Here is a 15825-nt window from a genome sequence, read left to right as displayed (position 1 = left end):
GTCACACCACCGAGGACCGGAAGGATCGGAGCCGCAGGCTGTTGGTGACGACGAAGACCGACGACAGCGCCATCGCGGCACCGGCCAGCATGGGGTTGAGCAGTCCGGCGGCCGCGAGCGGGATCGCCGCGACGTTGTAGGCGAAGGCCCAGAAGAGATTGACCTTGATGGTGCGGAGGGTCGCGCGCGAGAGGCGCACCGCGTCGACCGCGACGCGCAGATCTCCCCGCACCAGCGTGAGGTCGCCGGCCTCGATCGCGACGTCGGTGCCCGTGCCCATCGAGAGTCCGAGGTCCGACGTAGCCAGTGCCGCAGCATCGTTGACGCCGTCACCGACCATGGCGACGACCTTGCCCGACGCCTGCAGCTCGCGGATCGCGTCCACCTTCTGCTCCGGCAGCACACCGGCGATGACGGTGTCGATAACGACCGAGGCGGCCACCGTGCGGGCTGCGGACTCGTTGTCACCGGTGAGCATGATCGGGTCGAGACCCAGTGCGCGGAGCTCCGAGACCGCCTGCGCGGACGTCTCCTTCACGGTGTCGGAGACCGCGATGACGGCGCGGGCCTCGTCGTCCCACCCGACGACCACCGCGGTGGCCCCGGTGGCCTCGGCGTCCTCGAAGGCCGTCTGCAGAGCGCTGGGCAGTGCGCCGCCCACCAGGCCGGGGCGTCCGACGACCACGCGGTGGCCGTCGACCGTCGCGGTGACACCGCGTCCCGCCGTGGTGGTGAAGTCGGTGGCGGCGACGGGCTCTCCGTGCGCGGTCCGGTACGCGTCGACGATCGCGCGGGCGACCGGGTGCTCGGAACCGGACTCCGCCGCCGCGGCGAACCGCAGCGCGTCGTCGCGAGCGTCTCCCACGACGGACTGCACGCTCATGACACCGCTGGTGATGGTGCCCGTCTTGTCCAGCACGATGGTGTTCACGCGGCGGGTGCGCTCGAGCACCTCGGGTCCCTTGATGAGGACGCCGAGTTGGGCGCCGCGTCCGGTGCCCACCATCAGGGCTGTCGGAGTGGCCAGGCCCAGCGCGCACGGGCACGCGATGATGAGGACCGCGACGGATGCGGTGAACGCGGCGGACCAGCTGCCGCTGACGAGGACCCAGCCCAGCAGGGTGGCCAGGGCGAGACCGATCACGACGGGGACGAAGACGCCCGAGATGCGGTCGGCCAGGCGCTGCGCCTCGGCCTTGCCGTTCTGCGCGTCCTCCACGATGCGGGCCATGCGCGCGAGCTGCGTGTCCGCGCCCACGCGGTCGGCGACGACGGTGAGCGCGCCACCCACGTTGACGGTCCCGCCCGTGACCGTGGCACCCGGACCGACCTCCACGGGGATGGACTCACCCGAGATCATCGAGGCGTCGACGGCGGATGTGCCGCTCTCGACGGTGCCGTCGGCGGCGATCTTCTCGCCCGGTCGGACGACGATGCGGTCTCCGACCACGAGCTCGTCGGCGGGCACGCTGACCTCACTGCCGTTGCGCAGCACGGTCGCGTTCCTGGAGCCGACCTCGAGCAACGCACGCAGAGCGGCGCCGGCGCTGCGCTTGGACCGCGCTTCCAGATACCGACCGGCGAGCAGGAACGTCGTGACGCCGGCCGCCGCCTCGAGATAGATGTTCGCGCTGCCGTCGCCACGCGAGACGGTGAACTCGAAGGCGTGTCGCATGCCGGGCATGCCCGCGTGGCCGAAGAAGAGCGCGTACAGCGACCAGCCGAAGGCGGCCAGCGTGCCCACCGACACGAGCGTGTCCATGGTGGTCGCGCCGTGCCGCGCAGTGGTGAAGGCGGCGCGGTGGAACGGCAGTCCGCCCCACACGACGACGGGCGCGGCGAGGGTGAGCGAGAGCCACTGCCAGTTGTCGAACTGCAGCGGCGGAATCATCGCCATCGCGATGACGGGAACGGACAGCAGCGTCGACACGAGTAGACGCGTGCGCAGGGGATCGGACTCGGCTGCGGCGGCATCGGACTCGGCTGCGGGAGGGCCGGCCGGTCGGTGCGGTTCGTGCACGGTCGCTGTGTAGCCGGCCTTCTCGACGGTGCCGATGAGATCCCCGGTCTCGACGGTCGCGTCCGTGGCGATGCTCGCCTTCTCGGTGGCGTAGTTGACCGTCGCGGTCACACCGTCGAGGCGGTTGAGCTTCTTCTCGATGCGATTGGCGCACGACGCGCAGGTCATGCCGCCGATGTCGAGCTGGATGTTCGCGGCCTTCTCCCCGGTGGTCACGGCTGAGCCAGCTCGTACCCGGCCTCGTCCACCGCGGCTGCGAGGGCAGCGTCGTCGACGGGTGTGTCGGACTCGACATCGACGCGTCCGGACTCGAGGTCGACGTGGACCGAGGTGACTCCCTGCAGGGCGCTCACCTCCTCCGTCACCGCTGCGACGCAGTGCTGGCAGGTCATTCCGAGGACGGTGACAGTCTTCGTGGTCATGAGAACTACCATACCCCCCTACGGTATGCCGTCAACCCCGTGTCGCCCGGCGTTCGGCGGCTCGACACCTCCTGTGGTTAGGGTGGACGAGCCCGGTACACACAGGGTGACCGAGCTCCGATCCGGGAGCACTGGGAAGCGAGAACTCATGGAGCCAGTCGAGCAGACCTGGCGCACCGCCGAGCATCCACGGCCGGACCATTTCCTCCTGCACATCAGTGACACGCACCTGGTCGGCGCCGGCGAGTTGTACGACGCGGTCGACAGCGAGGCGCGTCTTCGCCAGATCTTCGCGGAGCTCGAGGCGACGGGTGCCCGGCCGGAGGCTCTGGTGTTCACGGGTGATCTCGCGGACAAGGGCGAGCCCGACGCGTACGACTCGTTGCGCGCACTGGTCGATCCGGTCGCCGCAGCCCTGGGGTCCGAGGTGATCTGGGCGATGGGCAACCACGACGACCGAGCGGCGTTCCGTCGCGGCCTGCTCGACGAGCGCGGATCGACCGAGCCCGTGGACAGGGTCCACGACATCGGTGGGCTGCGAGTCATCACGTTGGACTCGACCGTCCCGGGCCACCACTACGGCCAGATCTCCGCGGAACAGTTGCGGTGGCTCGCAGCAGAACTGGCGATGCCGGCGCCGGACGGCACAGTGCTCGCGCTGCACCATCCGCCGGTTCCCTGCGTGCAAGATCTCGCGGTGTTGGTGGAACTCCGCGACCAGGACTCGCTCGCGGAGGTGCTCGCGGGCAGCGACGTGCGGGCGATCCTCGCGGGCCACCTGCACTACTCCACGTCCGCGACCTTCGCCGGAATCCCGGTGTCGGTGGCGTCGGCCACCTGCTATACCCAGGACCTCAACGTCCCGGTGGGTGCGCAACGCGGGCGCGACGGGGCGCAGGCCTACAACCTGGTGCATCTGTACCAGGACACGGTGGTCCACTCGGTGGTGCCCATCGGGACGGGCGACACCGTCGGCACCTACGTGTCGGCCGACGAGGCCGCCCAGCGCCTGCACGATGCCGGCGTCGTCATCGCCGACGCTCCCCAGAAGGCGATCAGCCGGCAGTCGTAGCTGTGGCGATCAGCCGACCGGTGTGACGGCGTGTTCCCAGGGCGCCGGCACCGGGAAGTAGGTGCTCAGGAACGTCGTCACCGCCGCTGCGCGCTCGTCGGCGTTGATCTCGGGGAAGCTGCCGTCGTTGAGGCAGAAGAAGTCCATCGACCGCTTCGCGAGCAGGCGGTCCATGTCCCGCAGTCCACTGCGCATCGTCGTGTCGACGTACTTGACCGAGGCCTGCGTCTGCACCACGGCGCGGCCGGTGAGCAGGGCGTAGTAGTGGTACAGCGAGTTGGTCACCGAGATGTTGGAGCTCGCGCGGAATCGACTGGCGGCCGTGGCCGCGAACTCGTCGGGGAACTCCTTCTCGAGCTCGAACATCACACTGCGCCGGAGCGGCACGGGAGCGTGCTCGAGGTGGCGCGTGGTGATGCGACCGAATCGGTCGTGGAGCAGGCGACGGTTGACCCGCGCGGCGTTCTCGAATCCGCTGCGCTGCTCGTCGTTGGCGCCCAGTCCGATCCGGGTTCCCGCCTCGACGAACATGCTGATGCCGCCGGGTGAGAAGAACATCTGGGGACCGACCGGGCGGCCGAAGAACATGTCGTCGTTCGAGTACAGGAAGTGCTCGGCGAGACCGTCGATGTGGTGGAGCTGGCATTCCACGGCCTGCGAGTTGTAGGTGGGCAGCACGGAGGTGTCGGTGAAGAACTCCTCGCTGCGCACGAACGTGACGTCGGGATGATCGTCGAGCCACCCCGGCTTCGGTGAGTCGGTGACGACGAAGATGCGCCGGATCCACGGCGCGTACAAGTGTACCGAGCGCAGGGCGTACTTGAGTTCGTCGATCTGTCGGAAGCGGGCCTCGTGATCGTCGCCCTCGCCCACGACGACCTCACGCAGCATCGCCGCGCGTTCCGCCTGCCACTCCACGTCGGTGCCGTCGACCCAGGAGAAGATCAGGTCGATGTCGAAGTCGATGTCCGACGCGTGGTCGGCGAACATGTTCTCGATGGTCGGCCAGTGTCGGCCGAAGCGCTCGACCGTGCCACGCACCGCCTCGTCCTGACGGATGGTGCGTCGGGTCAGCGAGTTCTCGACGGGGAGAACGATCGTGTCGTCCGAGAACTCCCACAGTTCGATCTGGATGCCCTTGCCGGATCCGTAGAAGAGCCCGCTCGGGCGGTGCGCACGAGGGCGGAACAACCGGAAGATCCGCGCCTGCGTGGCCGACGCCAGGAGTCCGTCCGCGATGAGCAGGGCCGGGGATCCCTTGACGTCCATCGGCTTGGAGTAGAACGGCTCGTCCGCGCAGGCCGCGACCAGCGCATCGCGCAACGTCGGCCTGTCGTGCCTGTCGATGGCGATGACGGGCCGCTCGTCGTTGCCGCGGACGAGCAGGTACTCGATCGCGGTCGCGTCCAGCACATCGCGGACGAACAGGAGGTCCTCCACCATCGCCTCGTGGGGCGTCGTGGTGGTGATGGACAGTGCGAACTTGTCCTTGACCCACACGATGTCGGAGCGCTCGGTCAACCGATGTCGGGACGCCGCGGACGCGACGCGCGCCCGCTCTATCTCGCCGCTGTCGGGCGGGACGAGGTAGACATCGGGCGTCTCGACGTTCTGCAGGGCTGGCGGCTGTGTGATGGTGGACCTTCCCGACGTGCTGGTGGGCGAGCCTGTACGGCGCTGTGACCTGCTCATTCTAAGTGATGCCGAGGGTGGGTCCGGACCACGGGAGTCATCGGCCGCGAAGCTGGCCGAGTGCGTCCTGCACGTGCGTCAGGTGTCGGCTCATCGCCTCGGACGCGGCCTCGCCGGACCCCGAGTCGATGGCGTCGACGATGCTCTCGTGCTCGACGTTGGACCGGTGCCGACGGTCGGGCAGCAGGTTCACCATCTCGGACTGCTGCGACAGGGCCTCGCGGATCTCGGTGATGACGGCGGCGAAGACGTCGTTGCCGCTCGCGGTCGCGATGAGCAGATGGAACTCCGCGTCGAGACGGACCCACTCCTTGGGATCGTTCTCGGCGATCATCCGATTCAACAGGCTGCGGATCGCGTCCATCTGCTCCGGCGTCCGCCGTTCGGCAGCGAGTGCGGCGGCAGGAATCTCGATGTGCGGGCGGGCCTCGCGCAGGGACTCGACGGAATGGTTGCCGAAGACTCTGTCGGTCTCGACGGTCTTCGCCAGGACGAACGTTCCCTTGCCGGTGTGCGTCTCCGTCAGTCCGAGAGCCGTGGTCGAGCGCAGTGCCTCGCGAACCACCGACCGGCTCACGCCGAAGCGCGTCGCGAGAGCGGCCTCGGACGGGAGCTTGGTGCCGACCTCGAGTTCGCCGCTCTCGATCGCCGAACGCAGCTCGCGCAGGACGGCCTCGGCCGCCCCCACGCGCGTCACCGTGGCCTGTTTGCTGGCCCAACTGTCCGACAGGGTCATGGCGTCACTGTGAACGAGGAATGGTGGTCAGGCAAATCGGACGTGCACAGGACGATATTCGCGGTTCTAGTCTCAGCGCTAGAGAGCGAGAGAGAGCCCGATGGAACGGTGATCGGGTGCAGTCCGACACACATCCGTGCACTCGGTCGGCTGCCGGATCTACGGTCGAGGGGAACGAAGGAGTTCACATGGCGCACAGCATCGTCACCGTCACAGGCGCGGCCGGCAGCATCGGCTACGCGGCACTGTTCCGCATCGCATCGGGTGCGATGCTCGGTCCGGACACGTCCGTCACATTGCGGCTTCTCGAGATCCCGCCGGCACTGCGCGCAGCCGAGGGCACGGCCATGGAACTGCACGACAGTGCGTTCCCCCTGCTGCGGTCGGTGGAGATCCACGACGATCCGGTCGACGCCTTCGACGGCGCGAACGTCGCGCTGCTGATCGGCGCTCGCCCTCGTACCGCGGGGATGGAGCGCGCCGACCTGCTCGAGGCCAACGGGTCGATCTTCGGGCCGCAGGGCGCCGCTCTCGAGGCGGGCGCCGCGTCCGACATCCGGGTGGTCGTCGTGGGCAATCCCGCCAACACCAACGCGGCCATCGCCGCGGCGCACGCACCCAGCATCCCCGCCGATCGGTTCACCGCGCTGACCCGGCTCGATCACAACCGCGCCGTCGCGCAACTGTCCGCTCGTGCGGACGTCCCGGTGGGTGAGATCTCGCGGGTCAGCATCTGGGGCAACCATTCCGCCACGCAGTACCCGGACATCTTCCACGCGCGAGTCGGTGACCGGTCGGGCGCCGAGTTCGCCGCGGACACCACCTGGCTCGAGGACGTCTTCGTGCCGACGGTGGCGCGCCGCGGTACCGCGATCATCGAGGCGCGCGGTGCGTCGTCCGCTGCCTCCGCGGCGAACGCCACCATCGATCATGTGCGCGACTGGGTCCTGGGCACTCCCGCCGCCGACTGGACGTCCGTCGCACTCCCGTCGACGGGCGCGTACGGCGTGCCCGAGGGACTGGTGTCCTCGTTCCCCGTGCGGTCCTCCGGCGGCGCCTGGCAGATCGTGGAGGGCCTCGAGATCGGCGAGTTCTCCCGGCGCCGTATCGACGCCTCCGTCGCGGAACTGCAGGCCGAGCGCGAGGCCGTCACGAGACTCGGGATGCTGCCGAACTGACTCGACCGTCCATGTCCCGCCGTCGAGGCTGTCGTGGCCACACCGTGTAGGTGATCGCGGCGACGACGTCGACGGCGAGCACGACGAGGGGCACGGGCATGAAGGCCGTCAGCGCCTCGGTTCGCTCGGGAGACCCGACCAGCGCGACGAGGCCGGCGAGCAGCCCGACGGTGACGGCCACGGCGATCAGGGTTCTGACCACGTCCGCCCAGCACGCTCTCGCATAGGCAGCGCCGTGGAGACGAACCGGCGCGGGCCCGCCGCGGAAGTGGTGGGCCACTCGCACGTCTGCCCAGCGAATCATGCGGTGTCCGTACGCGATCGAGAAGCCGATGTAGGCAGCGGCCAGCGCGTGATGCCACGTGGCGGTACTGCCCGACCGCAGGTCGATGACGGTGGCGCAGAGCAGGACGAGATCGACGACCGGGGCGCAGGCCAGAACCACGGCACCGGCACGAGGTCGCCGTGCGCCGTACCGGAGCGTGAGGCCGGCGGCGATGGCCACCCAGAATCCGATCTCGCACGCGACGATGACTGCCAGAACCATGAGCGCTCCTTGTTGGTACGATCGTGTTCACAACAAAGTAGCACAACTGTGTACATTCAGGGAGTGCCGAAACTGATCGATCACGACCAGCGGCGACGCGACGTCGCCGACGCCGCCTGGCGCATCATCGGTCGAGACGGCCTGCTCGATCTGTCGGTGCGCAACGTGGCCGAGGAGGCCGGGCTGGCGACGGCCTCCCTCCGTCGCTCCTTTCCCACTCAGGACGACCTGCGAGCGTTCTGCCTCGAACACGCAGCCGAACGCGTCGTCGAACGCCTGGAGCGCATCGACCCGCAGCTGTCACCCCGCGAGTACTGCGAGGCGAGCCTGCGAGAGTTGTTGCCGCTCACCGACGAGAGTCGCCTCGAGATGGAGGTGCAGATGTCGCTGGGCGCTCTCGCCTTCACGAACGCCGCGATGCGCGTCGCCTACGACCGGGCGCACCAGTACCTGGCCGCGGGGTGCAGGCGACTGGTGAACCTACTCGCCGAGAACGACACCGACTACGCGTCACTGTCCGACCGGGTACCCGACGAGGCGCGTCGACTTCATGCATTTCTGGACGGACTCGCGCTGCACCTGGTCCACGCGCCACACGACGAGAACCGCGCGTGGGCCGAGGCGGAGCTGGCGGCACATCTCGACTCGCTGCGAGGGCCGTAGGGTCTACAGCCATGCCCGACACCTGCCCGTGCGGCACTCCCCTACCGATGTCCGAGTGCTGTGGACCCTTGCTCGAGGGACGGATCGGTGCGCCGACCGCCGAGCGGCTCATGCGCTCGCGGTACACCGCCTTCACGGTGCTCGACGCCGAGTATCTGCTGCGCACATGGCATCCCGATACTCGACCGTCGGCGCTCGACCTCGACGACCGCCGCCGGTGGACCGGGCTCGAGATCCTGGGCACCACCGGAGGCGGCATGCTGCACACCACGGGCACGGTCGAGTTCGTGGCTCACTTCCGTGACGCGGGTGCCCGGCGACCGGGTTCGCAGCGGGAGAACAGCACGTTCTCCCGCGTCGATGGAGCCTGGGTCTACGTCGACGCGGTCTGACGCCGCGACTCGATGCCGTCGACGAACTCGGACGTGATGCGCGCGATGTCCCAAGGATGCGACAGCGGCGACCAGTGTCCTGCATCGAGATCGGTTCGCGACAGGTCGGCCACCCAGCGCGGCGTGTCCTCGTAGTGGAACGGACGCACCGCCGCGTCACGGGTGTTGACGATCAGATGCACGGGCACGGTGACGTAGCGACGCCGCGGAGAGGTGAAGCGCGGCAGAAGATTTGCTCGATAGATGCGCAGGCCGTTCCACGCGTCGTCGAGAAGTGTCGGTGACTCCTCCACCATCGCGGCGGGGACGTCGGAGAACTCGCCGATGAACTGGGTCCAGCCCTTGCGCTTCATGCGGTACATCCGTACCCGAGCCAACGGCGGGACGTGGAAGGTGACCGTGTACCAGGACGCTCGCGTCTGGGCGAACACCTGTGCCAGGTTGCGCGCTGTGGGCCTACGGAGTCGCGAGCGGGCCCACAGTGCGAGGTGGTCGAGGTTGGGTCCCGACACGGACGTGTAGGACGAGATGCGGAGCGGCGCATCGGCTTCGGCGACGAGCTCCCAGGCCTCCACCGCGCCCCAGTCGTGTCCGAGCACGTGGACCGGGGCGTCGGGACTGACCGCGTCGATCACCGCTCGCAGATCGGAGGCCATCGCGTCGAGTCGGTACCCGCGGGTCCGTGCGGGGACCGTGGAGTCACCGGCGCCGCGTGAGTCGTAGGTGACGACGCGGTAGCGGTCGGCGAGAAGTCCGACGACGTGGTTCCAGAGGGTGTGGTTGTCCGGCCACCCGTGCACCAGCACGAGAGTGGGGCCCTCGGACACGCCGGCGGTGTACACGGCGAGCTCGACGTCACCGTTCCGCACGGTGGAGCGCTCGGACTCGAACGGGCGGGTGACGGTCATGGACGCTCCGGAATCGGTGGACGTGGGGTGTGCGGGGGACATCAGACGTCGAGCGTGAGGTGGTCGGAGTCTGCCCGAGACACGCACGGCAGCATGTGTTCCTGCTGCTCGGTGGGACTCAGTCGAGTCTCGCGGTGCTCGGGCGTCCCCGCGAGAACACGCACCTTGCAGGTGCCGCAGAAGCCTTGGCGACACGAGTACGCGACTGTCGGGTCCTCGTCCACGATGACGGACAGTGCAGACCTGTCGGCGGGAACTGTCAGCGTGCGACCGCTTCTCGCGAGTGTGACCGTGAACGGCCGACCGCCCACCACGGGTGGGGCCCCGAAACGTTCGAAGTGGAGAGCAGACGCGCCGCAGCCCGCGAACGACGTGCGCACGGTGTTCAGCATCGGCGTCGGTCCACAGCAGTACACCGCGCCGCCACGGGCGGCCGGACCCAGAAGGTCCGTGACAGTGGGCAGTCCGTCCTCGACGTCGGTGCGGACGGCGACACGCGGCGAATTCCAGCTCTCCATCTCGTCGAGAAAGGGCATGCTCTCGCGGGAGCGTCCGCAGTAGACGAAGGTCCAGTCCAGGCCGAGATCGCGAGCGGCGCGGACCATCGGCAGGATCGGGGTGATGCCGATGCCGCCGGCGACGAAGTGCACCGAGCGTTCCTGCGCGAACAGGAAGGCGTTGCGGGGACCGCGCACCGTCACCGTGTCGCCGGGGCGCAGGGCGTGCATCCGCTCCGAGACGGTGCCGATGCGTCGGACGGCGATGCGGTACCGCGTCGTGTCGGCGGGGTCGCCGCACAGCGAGTACTGCCGCCGGAGCGGTCCCGACGTCGCGTCACCCTCCAGGTGCACGTCGATGTGGCAGCCCGGCTGCCAGGCCGGCAGGGACGATCCGCCCGCGTCGACGAGATCGATCTGCGCGACATCGCCGTCGCTGGTCACCGGCGTGACACTCGCGACCGTCAGTGTGGCCGCGGTGTCCGGGGGACGCAGGGCCACCCGAGGGTCGTAGGGGACACGCGACATCGCGCCGAGGTAGTTGCCGACGACCAGGCCGATCAGGCCGAGGGCCCGGTCGCCACGAGGCCGTCCGCGGAGGTCGCGTGGTGCGTCGATCATCGCGACGCTGCCCGCGCCGCGGGCGAGGAGGCCAGATAGGCGACGGCCTGCGCCGTTGAGCCCTCCTGACTGGGGTGGTAGCTGCGACGGAAGTAGCGCGAGAGCCGCAGGCCGAGATCGACAGGCCCCGGCACGGTGCCCTTCTTCGCCGCGCGGCGCCAGGCGAGTGGCGTGGGACGGCGCCGGGACGCCGGTCCGTCGGCGAGAAGCGGATCGTTCTGCATGAGGAAGCGGGTTCCGCGGATCCACAGGTAGACCAGCAGCGGCGCCGCGAGTGCCTGGGTGCGAAGGCGTCGGACCTCGCGGCGATCGAAGTAGCGCATCGTCTCGTAGGCGACAGAGCGGTGCTCGACCTCCTCGGACCCGTGCCATCGCAGCAGGTCGAGCATGGTCGGGTGGATGTCGGCGCGGTCGAGCCCCTCGGCGTTCAGAACCCAGTCGCCGAGAAACGCGGTGATGTGCTCGATGGCCGCGATGATCGCCAGGCGCTCGACGAGGTAGTTCTTCTCGCGGCTGCTGGTGATGGGTCGAGGGCCGATGACCTTGCCGAAGACCCAGTTCATCTGGTCGGTGAACGGCGTCGGATCGAGTCCGCTGCGCTGCAGGTGCTCGAGGACGCCGGAGTGCGCCGACGAGTGCATGGCCTCCTGGCCGATGAACCCGATGACGTCCTCGCGGAGCTTCTCGTCCTCGATGAACGGGAGCGCCTGGCGGAACGTCTCGACGAACCATTCCTCCCCGGCGGGGAGGAGCAGGTGCAGCACGTTGAGCGCGTGTGTGGAGAACGGCTCACCCGGGATCCAGTGCATCGGCAGGTCGTCCCAGTCGAAGTGCACGTCGCGCGCCTGCAGCACGAGATTGTCGGCATCGGCGGTCATGTCGGGTCCTTCCGGTGTGGCTTCGTTCACACAAATCTTAGTATGACAACTGGTAACAGTAAAGCACCTCGGGTAAGCGAGAACACATGTGACGTGACGCGAACGACCTTGCCGAGGTCACACGCTGCGCGGACGCTGGACAGAAGGTCGGACACGCAGGACACCCGCCGCCCTTACGGCGCACGGGGTCCGTGATGCAGGCAGGACACGAGACGATGGCGGACAATTCCAAGAGGGCGGAGCGCGGGACCGACGACACTCGGCGGCCCGTGGCGCGCACACCGCGCAACCCGCTCTTTCGAGGCGTCGACCGCGCGGAGGCTCGACTGCACCGTCTTCTCGTGACGCTGTTCCTGCTCGCCGTCCCGTTCGTCGCCGTGATGGGCGTCAGCCTCTACCACGATCAGCAGACCATGGCGGCCGACGCCGTGACGTCGTCCTCGTCGGTGCTCGCCACGACCACCGCGGACGCCGTGGCGCCGGTGGCGTCGGACGAATTCGCGGCGGTCACTCCCACCGTGTTGGCTCCCGCGACCTGGTCCTCCGACGGCGTGAAGCACGTCGGGTCGGTTCCTGTTGCGGCGCAGAGTCCGTCGGGTACCGAGGTGACCATCACCGTCGACGCGGACGGTCGTCGCATCGCACCCCCGCCCACCGGGGTCGACGTCGTGGTGGTCAGCATCTTCGGCGCTGCAGCACTTCTCGCGCTCGTGGCGATCGTGCTCGTGATCGTGCGCAGCGTCTTCGCCCGCGTCTACGACCGTCGTCGGGACCGGGAGTGGGACGACGCGATCGCGCGATTCCTGTCCTGACGGACGTGTGCCGACGGCTGTCGCTACCTCGTCAGAGCGTCGTGAATCGCGACGCCGAGTTCTGCTCTCGGTGAGTCCGGGAACGTGTGATGGGTGGCGCCGTCGAGGATTCGGGTACTGATCGACGGCCAGTTCTTCTGGATGCGATCTCGCACCCCAGCACTGTCGTGAATCCGGCTGGACCCGGCGAGAACGACCGTCGTGGTCGCCTGGAGCGAGTGCAGCGCCGAAGAACTCGGCCGCCTCGGAACGATGGGCCGACGACGAGGGTGATGGGCTGTTCCGAGTTCGGACAGTCGGGACAGGTCGGCGTCGAGAACTGCGTCGCCCGTCTCCCACGCCGTGAATCGTCTCTGTCGCTCTTCCGACGGTCGCAGCAGGAGCGGTAACGCATGAGCCAGGTAGGCGGCGCGCATGCCGGCGAAGCACGAATTCGGATCGAGCAGGACGAGGCGGTCGACGTCGGCCGGCCGACGGAGAGCGAACGCCAGAGCGATCATCGCGCCGTACGAGTGAGCGAGAATCGACGGTCGCCGCAGTGCCGACCCGGCGAACACGTCGTCCAGCCACAGCATGAGGTCGTCGACGTTCCTCGCGGGTTCACCCGTCGGGACCGACCGACCCACGTCGCCGAGAATGTCCACCGCGACCACTCGGTGGTGACGACTCAGCTCGGTCGCCTGACCGGTCCAGGCCATCGAGGTCGCTCCGGATCCAGGGAGCAGTACGACAGGGCGGCCGTCGGTGGGACCGGCCGAGGTGACATGGGTGTCGCCGAATCGTGTCGGCACCATCGTGGTGGTCGTTCCCGTCGGCCACGTGCCGAGCACGCGGTCGTAGGCCGCATCGAACTCCTGCCCCTCGGGCGATCGACGGAACGTCTGCATCGCATCGGTCATGCAGCACCTCGTTGTCTCGATGGTCGAGTAATACGATAGGTGACATACTGGTGCCGTGGACGACGTCGACGCAACCCCTTCGGTGGACACGGATGTCATGGACCTGGTGCACGGCCTGCGTGCGCTCGTCGTCGAGCTCGACCTGCTGGGTGCGGGATTCGCCGAGAAGCACCGTATGCACAGCACCGACGTGCGCGCGTTGATCGTTCTCCTCGATGCTGCTCGCGCGGGTCGAACGGCTACTCCGTCGTGGCTGCGGACGCAGCTGGGTATCACCTCGGCGACCGCGACGGCACTCGTCGACAGGCTCGAACTCGCCGGCCACGTCGAACGGAAGTCGGTCGTCGGTGATCGCCGCAAGGTGGCCCTGAGGGTCACCGACAAGGCTCAGCGACTGGGCTCGGAGTTCTTCGGCCCGTTGATTCTCAGGGCTGCCACGCAACTTTCCGAGTTGTCGGACGACGACCGAGCAACCATCCGCCGGTATCAGTCGGCGATGCTGGCCGCCATCAGATCGACTGCGCCGGGCTCGTGAGACCGGTGTGTCGACCGACTACAGGTTCTGCATCCGATTCGCGGCAGCGACAAGGGCTTTGGCGGTCGACTCGGTGCGATCCGAGCCCGTCCCCATGGCCCACGCGGTGCGGTGATCCTGCTGTCCGCGGATGTAGGTGACGTATCCCGTCTCGGTGATCTGCTGGTGGAACGACAGGATCTCGAGGTTGACGCCGGCGTCGTAGAGCATCGACGTCATGGCCTCCGCCGGCCCGTGGCAGACGATCGACGAGCTGCGGATGGTGTCGCCTATGGCGAGGGTGGCCGTGAACTCGAACCTGCCCGCACCCTTCGGCGCGCACTCTGCGGAACCGAGCCGGATGGGGCCCGAGGTGGGCGAGTAGGTGTGGACGAACTCCGCGAAGGACATGCCGTCAGCCTCCGCGCGCAACCCGTGCGGCAGAGCCGACGAGGCGTGAATGGCAGCGGAACTGTGCGAGAAGTGTTCGGTGAAGGAATGTGCGCTGGTGCTCATGTCGCTGGGGTCTTTCCGGGAAGAGGAAGGACCGACGGGCGCTCGTTCGACCCGCAGCGGGGGGTCGGTCCGAGATCAGACCCCGCTGCGGTGAACTACGAGAATGCGCGACATGGCCCCAGAGTAGCTGCGTCGCGGCGTCACAGGCAAGGGTCCGGTTCTCGATTGCTCTCTGTTCGGTTCTAGGACACGCGCTAGAGAAGGGCAGAGAACGCTACCGACGTTGCTACCGTCACGCCATGGACCCCGTTCGCAACCCGTACGCACCCGGCGCCGGCCAGCGGCCACCCGAGCTCGCCGGCAGGTCCAAGCAACTCGACGCGTTCGACGTGGTGCTCGAGCGCATCGCGCGCGGTCGTCCCGAACGCAGTGTCGTGCTCACCGGGTTGCGCGGCGTCGGCAAGACGGTGCTGCTGAACCACCTGCGATCAGCGGCGATCTCGCGGAAGTGGGGAACCGGGAAGATCGAGGCCCGCCCCGACCAGGACCTGCGGCGACCGCTGTCGTCGGCGCTGCACATGGCAGTGCGGGAGATCGCGGTGGCGCATCGCGATCCCGAACGCGTGGACCAGTTCCTCGGTGTGCTGAAGTCCTTCGCTCTTCGTGCGTCCGCAGACAAGGGCATGCGGGACAAATGGCAGCCCGGCATCGACGCGCCCGCCCTCAAGGGGCGCGCGGACACCGGTGACATCGAGATCGACCTGGTCGAACTGCTGCTCGACGCCGCGTCGCTGGCTCGGGACGTCGGCGTCGGTATCGCCATCTTCATCGACGAGATGCAGGACCTCGCGGCGGAGGACATCTCCGCGATCTGCGGGGCGTGCCACGAACTGAGCCAGGATGCGGCTCCGCTGATCGTCGTCGGCGCCGGTCTTCCCCACCTGCCTGCGGTGCTGTCCGCGTCGAAGAGTTACTCCGAGCGACTGTTCAGCTATCACCGCATCGACCGCCTGGACCGCGCTTCGGCGGACCGCGCCCTCATCGCACCGGCCGAGCGGGAGGACGTCGAGTACACGAGCGAGGCACTCGACGCGCTGTACGAGGCCGCGGACGGGTACCCCTACTTCGTTCAGGCGTACGGCAAGGCGACGTGGGATCTGGCCGCGGACAGCCCGATCACGGTCCACGACGTGCGGGTCGCAGCACCGACGGCCGAGGACGAGCTGGCCGTCGGGTTCTTCGGATCCCGTTACGAGAGAGCAACTCCCGCCGAACGCGAGTACATGCGAGCGATGGCCGACCTATCCGGCGACGACGGTCCCGTCTCCACGTCGAAGATCGCCGTGGAACTCGGCCGGAAACCGGCGTCGCTGTCCCCCGCACGCGACGGGTTGATCAAGAAGGGACTGATCTACTCCGCCGAGCGCGGGTCGATCGGCTTCACCGTCCCCCACTTCGGGCGGTACCTCAGGGCGCAGGCCGACTAGCGCCGACCTGCACGCTTTCGGTGTGTCGACA

At 68.4% G+C, this 15825-nt stretch carries 17 protein-coding genes; 7 read left to right on the top strand and 10 right to left on the bottom strand.

Going from position 1 to position 15825, the window contains the following annotated elements:
- Window position 1: 1 nt before the first annotated feature.
- A complete protein-coding gene (locus HQ314_RS10105; RefSeq protein ID WP_308119339.1) occupies window positions 2-2236 on the bottom strand; it encodes a heavy metal translocating P-type ATPase in 2235 nt (744 codons plus the stop codon).
- Window positions 2233-2442 (bottom strand): heavy-metal-associated domain-containing protein, encoded by a 210-nt coding sequence (locus tag HQ314_RS10100; protein WP_222637893.1) that lies wholly within the window; start codon window positions 2440-2442, stop codon window positions 2233-2235. The genes HQ314_RS10105 and HQ314_RS10100 overlap by 4 nt, the downstream gene beginning before the upstream one ends.
- Window positions 2443-2590: 148 nt before the next feature.
- On the opposite strand from HQ314_RS10100, the gene HQ314_RS10095 reads away from it, so the two are divergent.
- Window positions 2591-3514 (top strand): phosphodiesterase, encoded by a 924-nt coding sequence (locus tag HQ314_RS10095; protein ID WP_222649948.1) that lies wholly within the window; start codon window positions 2591-2593, stop codon window positions 3512-3514.
- Window positions 3515-3523: 9 nt separating this feature from the next.
- On the opposite strand, the gene HQ314_RS10090 is transcribed toward HQ314_RS10095, so the two are convergent.
- Entirely contained in the window at window positions 3524-4957 is a 1434-nt protein-coding gene (locus tag HQ314_RS10090) for a stealth family protein (RefSeq protein ID WP_374197833.1), read from the bottom strand.
- Between the two features lie 286 nt (window positions 4958-5243).
- Entirely contained in the window at window positions 5244-5942 is a 699-nt protein-coding gene (locus HQ314_RS10085; RefSeq protein WP_027506059.1) for a FadR/GntR family transcriptional regulator, read from the bottom strand.
- 188 nt (window positions 5943-6130) lie between these two features.
- Here HQ314_RS10085 and HQ314_RS10080 point away from each other — a divergent pair, with 188 nt between their 5' ends.
- The gene (locus HQ314_RS10080) at window positions 6131-7120 is read left to right on the top strand and encodes a malate dehydrogenase (protein ID WP_222649946.1); all 990 of its coding nucleotides are present in this window, start codon (window positions 6131-6133) and stop codon (window positions 7118-7120) included.
- Here the strand turns inward: HQ314_RS10080 and HQ314_RS10075 are convergent.
- The gene (locus tag HQ314_RS10075; protein WP_027506061.1) at window positions 7092-7667 is read right to left on the bottom strand and encodes a hypothetical protein; all 576 of its coding nucleotides are present in this window, start codon (window positions 7665-7667) and stop codon (window positions 7092-7094) included. The genes HQ314_RS10080 and HQ314_RS10075 overlap by 29 nt on opposite strands.
- Before the next feature lie 63 nt (window positions 7668-7730).
- Here HQ314_RS10075 and HQ314_RS10070 point away from each other — a divergent pair, with 63 nt between their 5' ends.
- A complete protein-coding gene (locus tag HQ314_RS10070) occupies window positions 7731-8330 on the top strand; it encodes a TetR/AcrR family transcriptional regulator (RefSeq protein WP_027506062.1) in 600 nt (199 codons plus the stop codon).
- Between the two features lie 11 nt (window positions 8331-8341).
- Window positions 8342-8722 (top strand): YchJ family protein, encoded by a 381-nt coding sequence (locus tag HQ314_RS10065; protein WP_056441019.1) that lies wholly within the window; start codon window positions 8342-8344, stop codon window positions 8720-8722.
- On the opposite strand, the gene HQ314_RS10060 is transcribed toward HQ314_RS10065, so the two are convergent.
- Genes HQ314_RS10060 through HQ314_RS10050 form a run of 3 tightly spaced genes read right to left on the bottom strand, consistent with a single transcriptional unit; the run spans window position 8704 to window position 11626 of the window.
- Window positions 8704-9630 (bottom strand): alpha/beta fold hydrolase, encoded by a 927-nt coding sequence (locus HQ314_RS10060; RefSeq protein WP_222649945.1) that lies wholly within the window; start codon window positions 9628-9630, stop codon window positions 8704-8706. The two genes, HQ314_RS10065 and HQ314_RS10060, sit on opposite strands and share 19 nt — an antisense overlap.
- Before the next feature lie 41 nt (window positions 9631-9671).
- Entirely contained in the window at window positions 9672-10748 is a 1077-nt protein-coding gene (locus HQ314_RS10055) for a PDR/VanB family oxidoreductase (RefSeq protein WP_222649944.1), read from the bottom strand.
- Window positions 10745-11626 (bottom strand): metal-dependent hydrolase, encoded by an 882-nt coding sequence (locus HQ314_RS10050; RefSeq protein ID WP_222637898.1) that lies wholly within the window; start codon window positions 11624-11626, stop codon window positions 10745-10747. The genes HQ314_RS10055 and HQ314_RS10050 overlap by 4 nt, the downstream gene beginning before the upstream one ends.
- 215 nt (window positions 11627-11841) lie before the next feature.
- On the opposite strand from HQ314_RS10050, the gene HQ314_RS10045 reads away from it, so the two are divergent.
- Window positions 11842-12438: a hypothetical protein gene (locus HQ314_RS10045; RefSeq protein WP_222649943.1), complete on the top strand. Its 597-nt coding sequence runs from the start codon at window positions 11842-11844 to the stop codon at window positions 12436-12438.
- A 23-nt stretch (window positions 12439-12461) separates the two neighbouring features.
- Here HQ314_RS10045 and HQ314_RS10040 read toward each other — a convergent pair whose 3' ends face one another.
- The gene (locus HQ314_RS10040; RefSeq protein ID WP_222649942.1) at window positions 12462-13337 is read right to left on the bottom strand and encodes an alpha/beta fold hydrolase; all 876 of its coding nucleotides are present in this window, start codon (window positions 13335-13337) and stop codon (window positions 12462-12464) included.
- A gap of 55 nt (window positions 13338-13392) precedes the next feature.
- Here HQ314_RS10040 and HQ314_RS10035 point away from each other — a divergent pair, with 55 nt between their 5' ends.
- Window positions 13393-13872, top strand: coding sequence for a MarR family transcriptional regulator (locus HQ314_RS10035; protein WP_308119338.1), 480 nt, complete (start codon window positions 13393-13395; stop codon window positions 13870-13872).
- An 18-nt stretch (window positions 13873-13890) separates the two neighbouring features.
- On the opposite strand, the gene HQ314_RS10030 is transcribed toward HQ314_RS10035, so the two are convergent.
- Entirely contained in the window at window positions 13891-14367 is a 477-nt protein-coding gene (locus HQ314_RS10030; protein WP_222649941.1) for an alpha-isopropylmalate synthase regulatory domain-containing protein, read from the bottom strand.
- A 239-nt stretch (window positions 14368-14606) separates the two neighbouring features.
- On the opposite strand from HQ314_RS10030, the gene HQ314_RS10025 reads away from it, so the two are divergent.
- Entirely contained in the window at window positions 14607-15794 is a 1188-nt protein-coding gene (locus HQ314_RS10025; protein WP_027506071.1) for an AAA family ATPase, read from the top strand.
- The last annotated feature ends 31 nt before the right edge of the window (window positions 15795-15825 follow it).

This window comes from Rhodococcus sp. BP-332, from assembly GCF_019836065.1.
GTDB lineage: Bacteria > Actinomycetota > Actinomycetes > Mycobacteriales > Mycobacteriaceae > Rhodococcoides.
Note: the sequence above shows the minus strand (reverse complement) of the source record. Positions and strands in the feature narration are given on the sequence as shown.

Bases quoted from the DNA above. Each gene is read 5' to 3' on its own strand.
- HQ314_RS10100 (WP_222637893.1), bottom strand. From the start codon at position 2,442: ATGACCACGAAGACTGTCACCGTCCTCGGAATGACCTGCCAGCACTGC.
- HQ314_RS10095 (WP_222649948.1), top strand. From the start codon at position 2,591: ATGGAGCCAGTCGAGCAGACCTGGCGCACCGCCGAGCATCCACGGCCG.
- HQ314_RS10090 (WP_374197833.1), bottom strand. From the start codon at position 4,957: ATGGTGGAGGACCTCCTGTTCGTCCGCGATGTGCTGGACGCGACCGCG.
- HQ314_RS10085 (WP_027506059.1), bottom strand. From the start codon at position 5,942: ATGACCCTGTCGGACAGTTGGGCCAGCAAACAGGCCACGGTGACGCGC.
- HQ314_RS10080 (WP_222649946.1), top strand. From the start codon at position 6,131: ATGGCGCACAGCATCGTCACCGTCACAGGCGCGGCCGGCAGCATCGGC.
- HQ314_RS10075 (WP_027506061.1), bottom strand. From the start codon at position 7,667: ATGGTTCTGGCAGTCATCGTCGCGTGCGAGATCGGATTCTGGGTGGCC.
- HQ314_RS10065 (WP_056441019.1), top strand. From the start codon at position 8,342: ATGCCCGACACCTGCCCGTGCGGCACTCCCCTACCGATGTCCGAGTGC.
- HQ314_RS10060 (WP_222649945.1), bottom strand. From the start codon at position 9,630: ATGACCGTCACCCGCCCGTTCGAGTCCGAGCGCTCCACCGTGCGGAAC.
- HQ314_RS10055 (WP_222649944.1), bottom strand. From the start codon at position 10,748: ATGATCGACGCACCACGCGACCTCCGCGGACGGCCTCGTGGCGACCGG.
- HQ314_RS10050 (WP_222637898.1), bottom strand. From the start codon at position 11,626: ATGACCGCCGATGCCGACAATCTCGTGCTGCAGGCGCGCGACGTGCAC.
- HQ314_RS10045 (WP_222649943.1), top strand. From the start codon at position 11,842: ATGGCGGACAATTCCAAGAGGGCGGAGCGCGGGACCGACGACACTCGG.
- HQ314_RS10040 (WP_222649942.1), bottom strand. From the start codon at position 13,337: ATGACCGATGCGATGCAGACGTTCCGTCGATCGCCCGAGGGGCAGGAG.
- HQ314_RS10030 (WP_222649941.1), bottom strand. From the start codon at position 14,367: ATGAGCACCAGCGCACATTCCTTCACCGAACACTTCTCGCACAGTTCC.
- HQ314_RS10025 (WP_027506071.1), top strand. From the start codon at position 14,607: ATGGACCCCGTTCGCAACCCGTACGCACCCGGCGCCGGCCAGCGGCCA.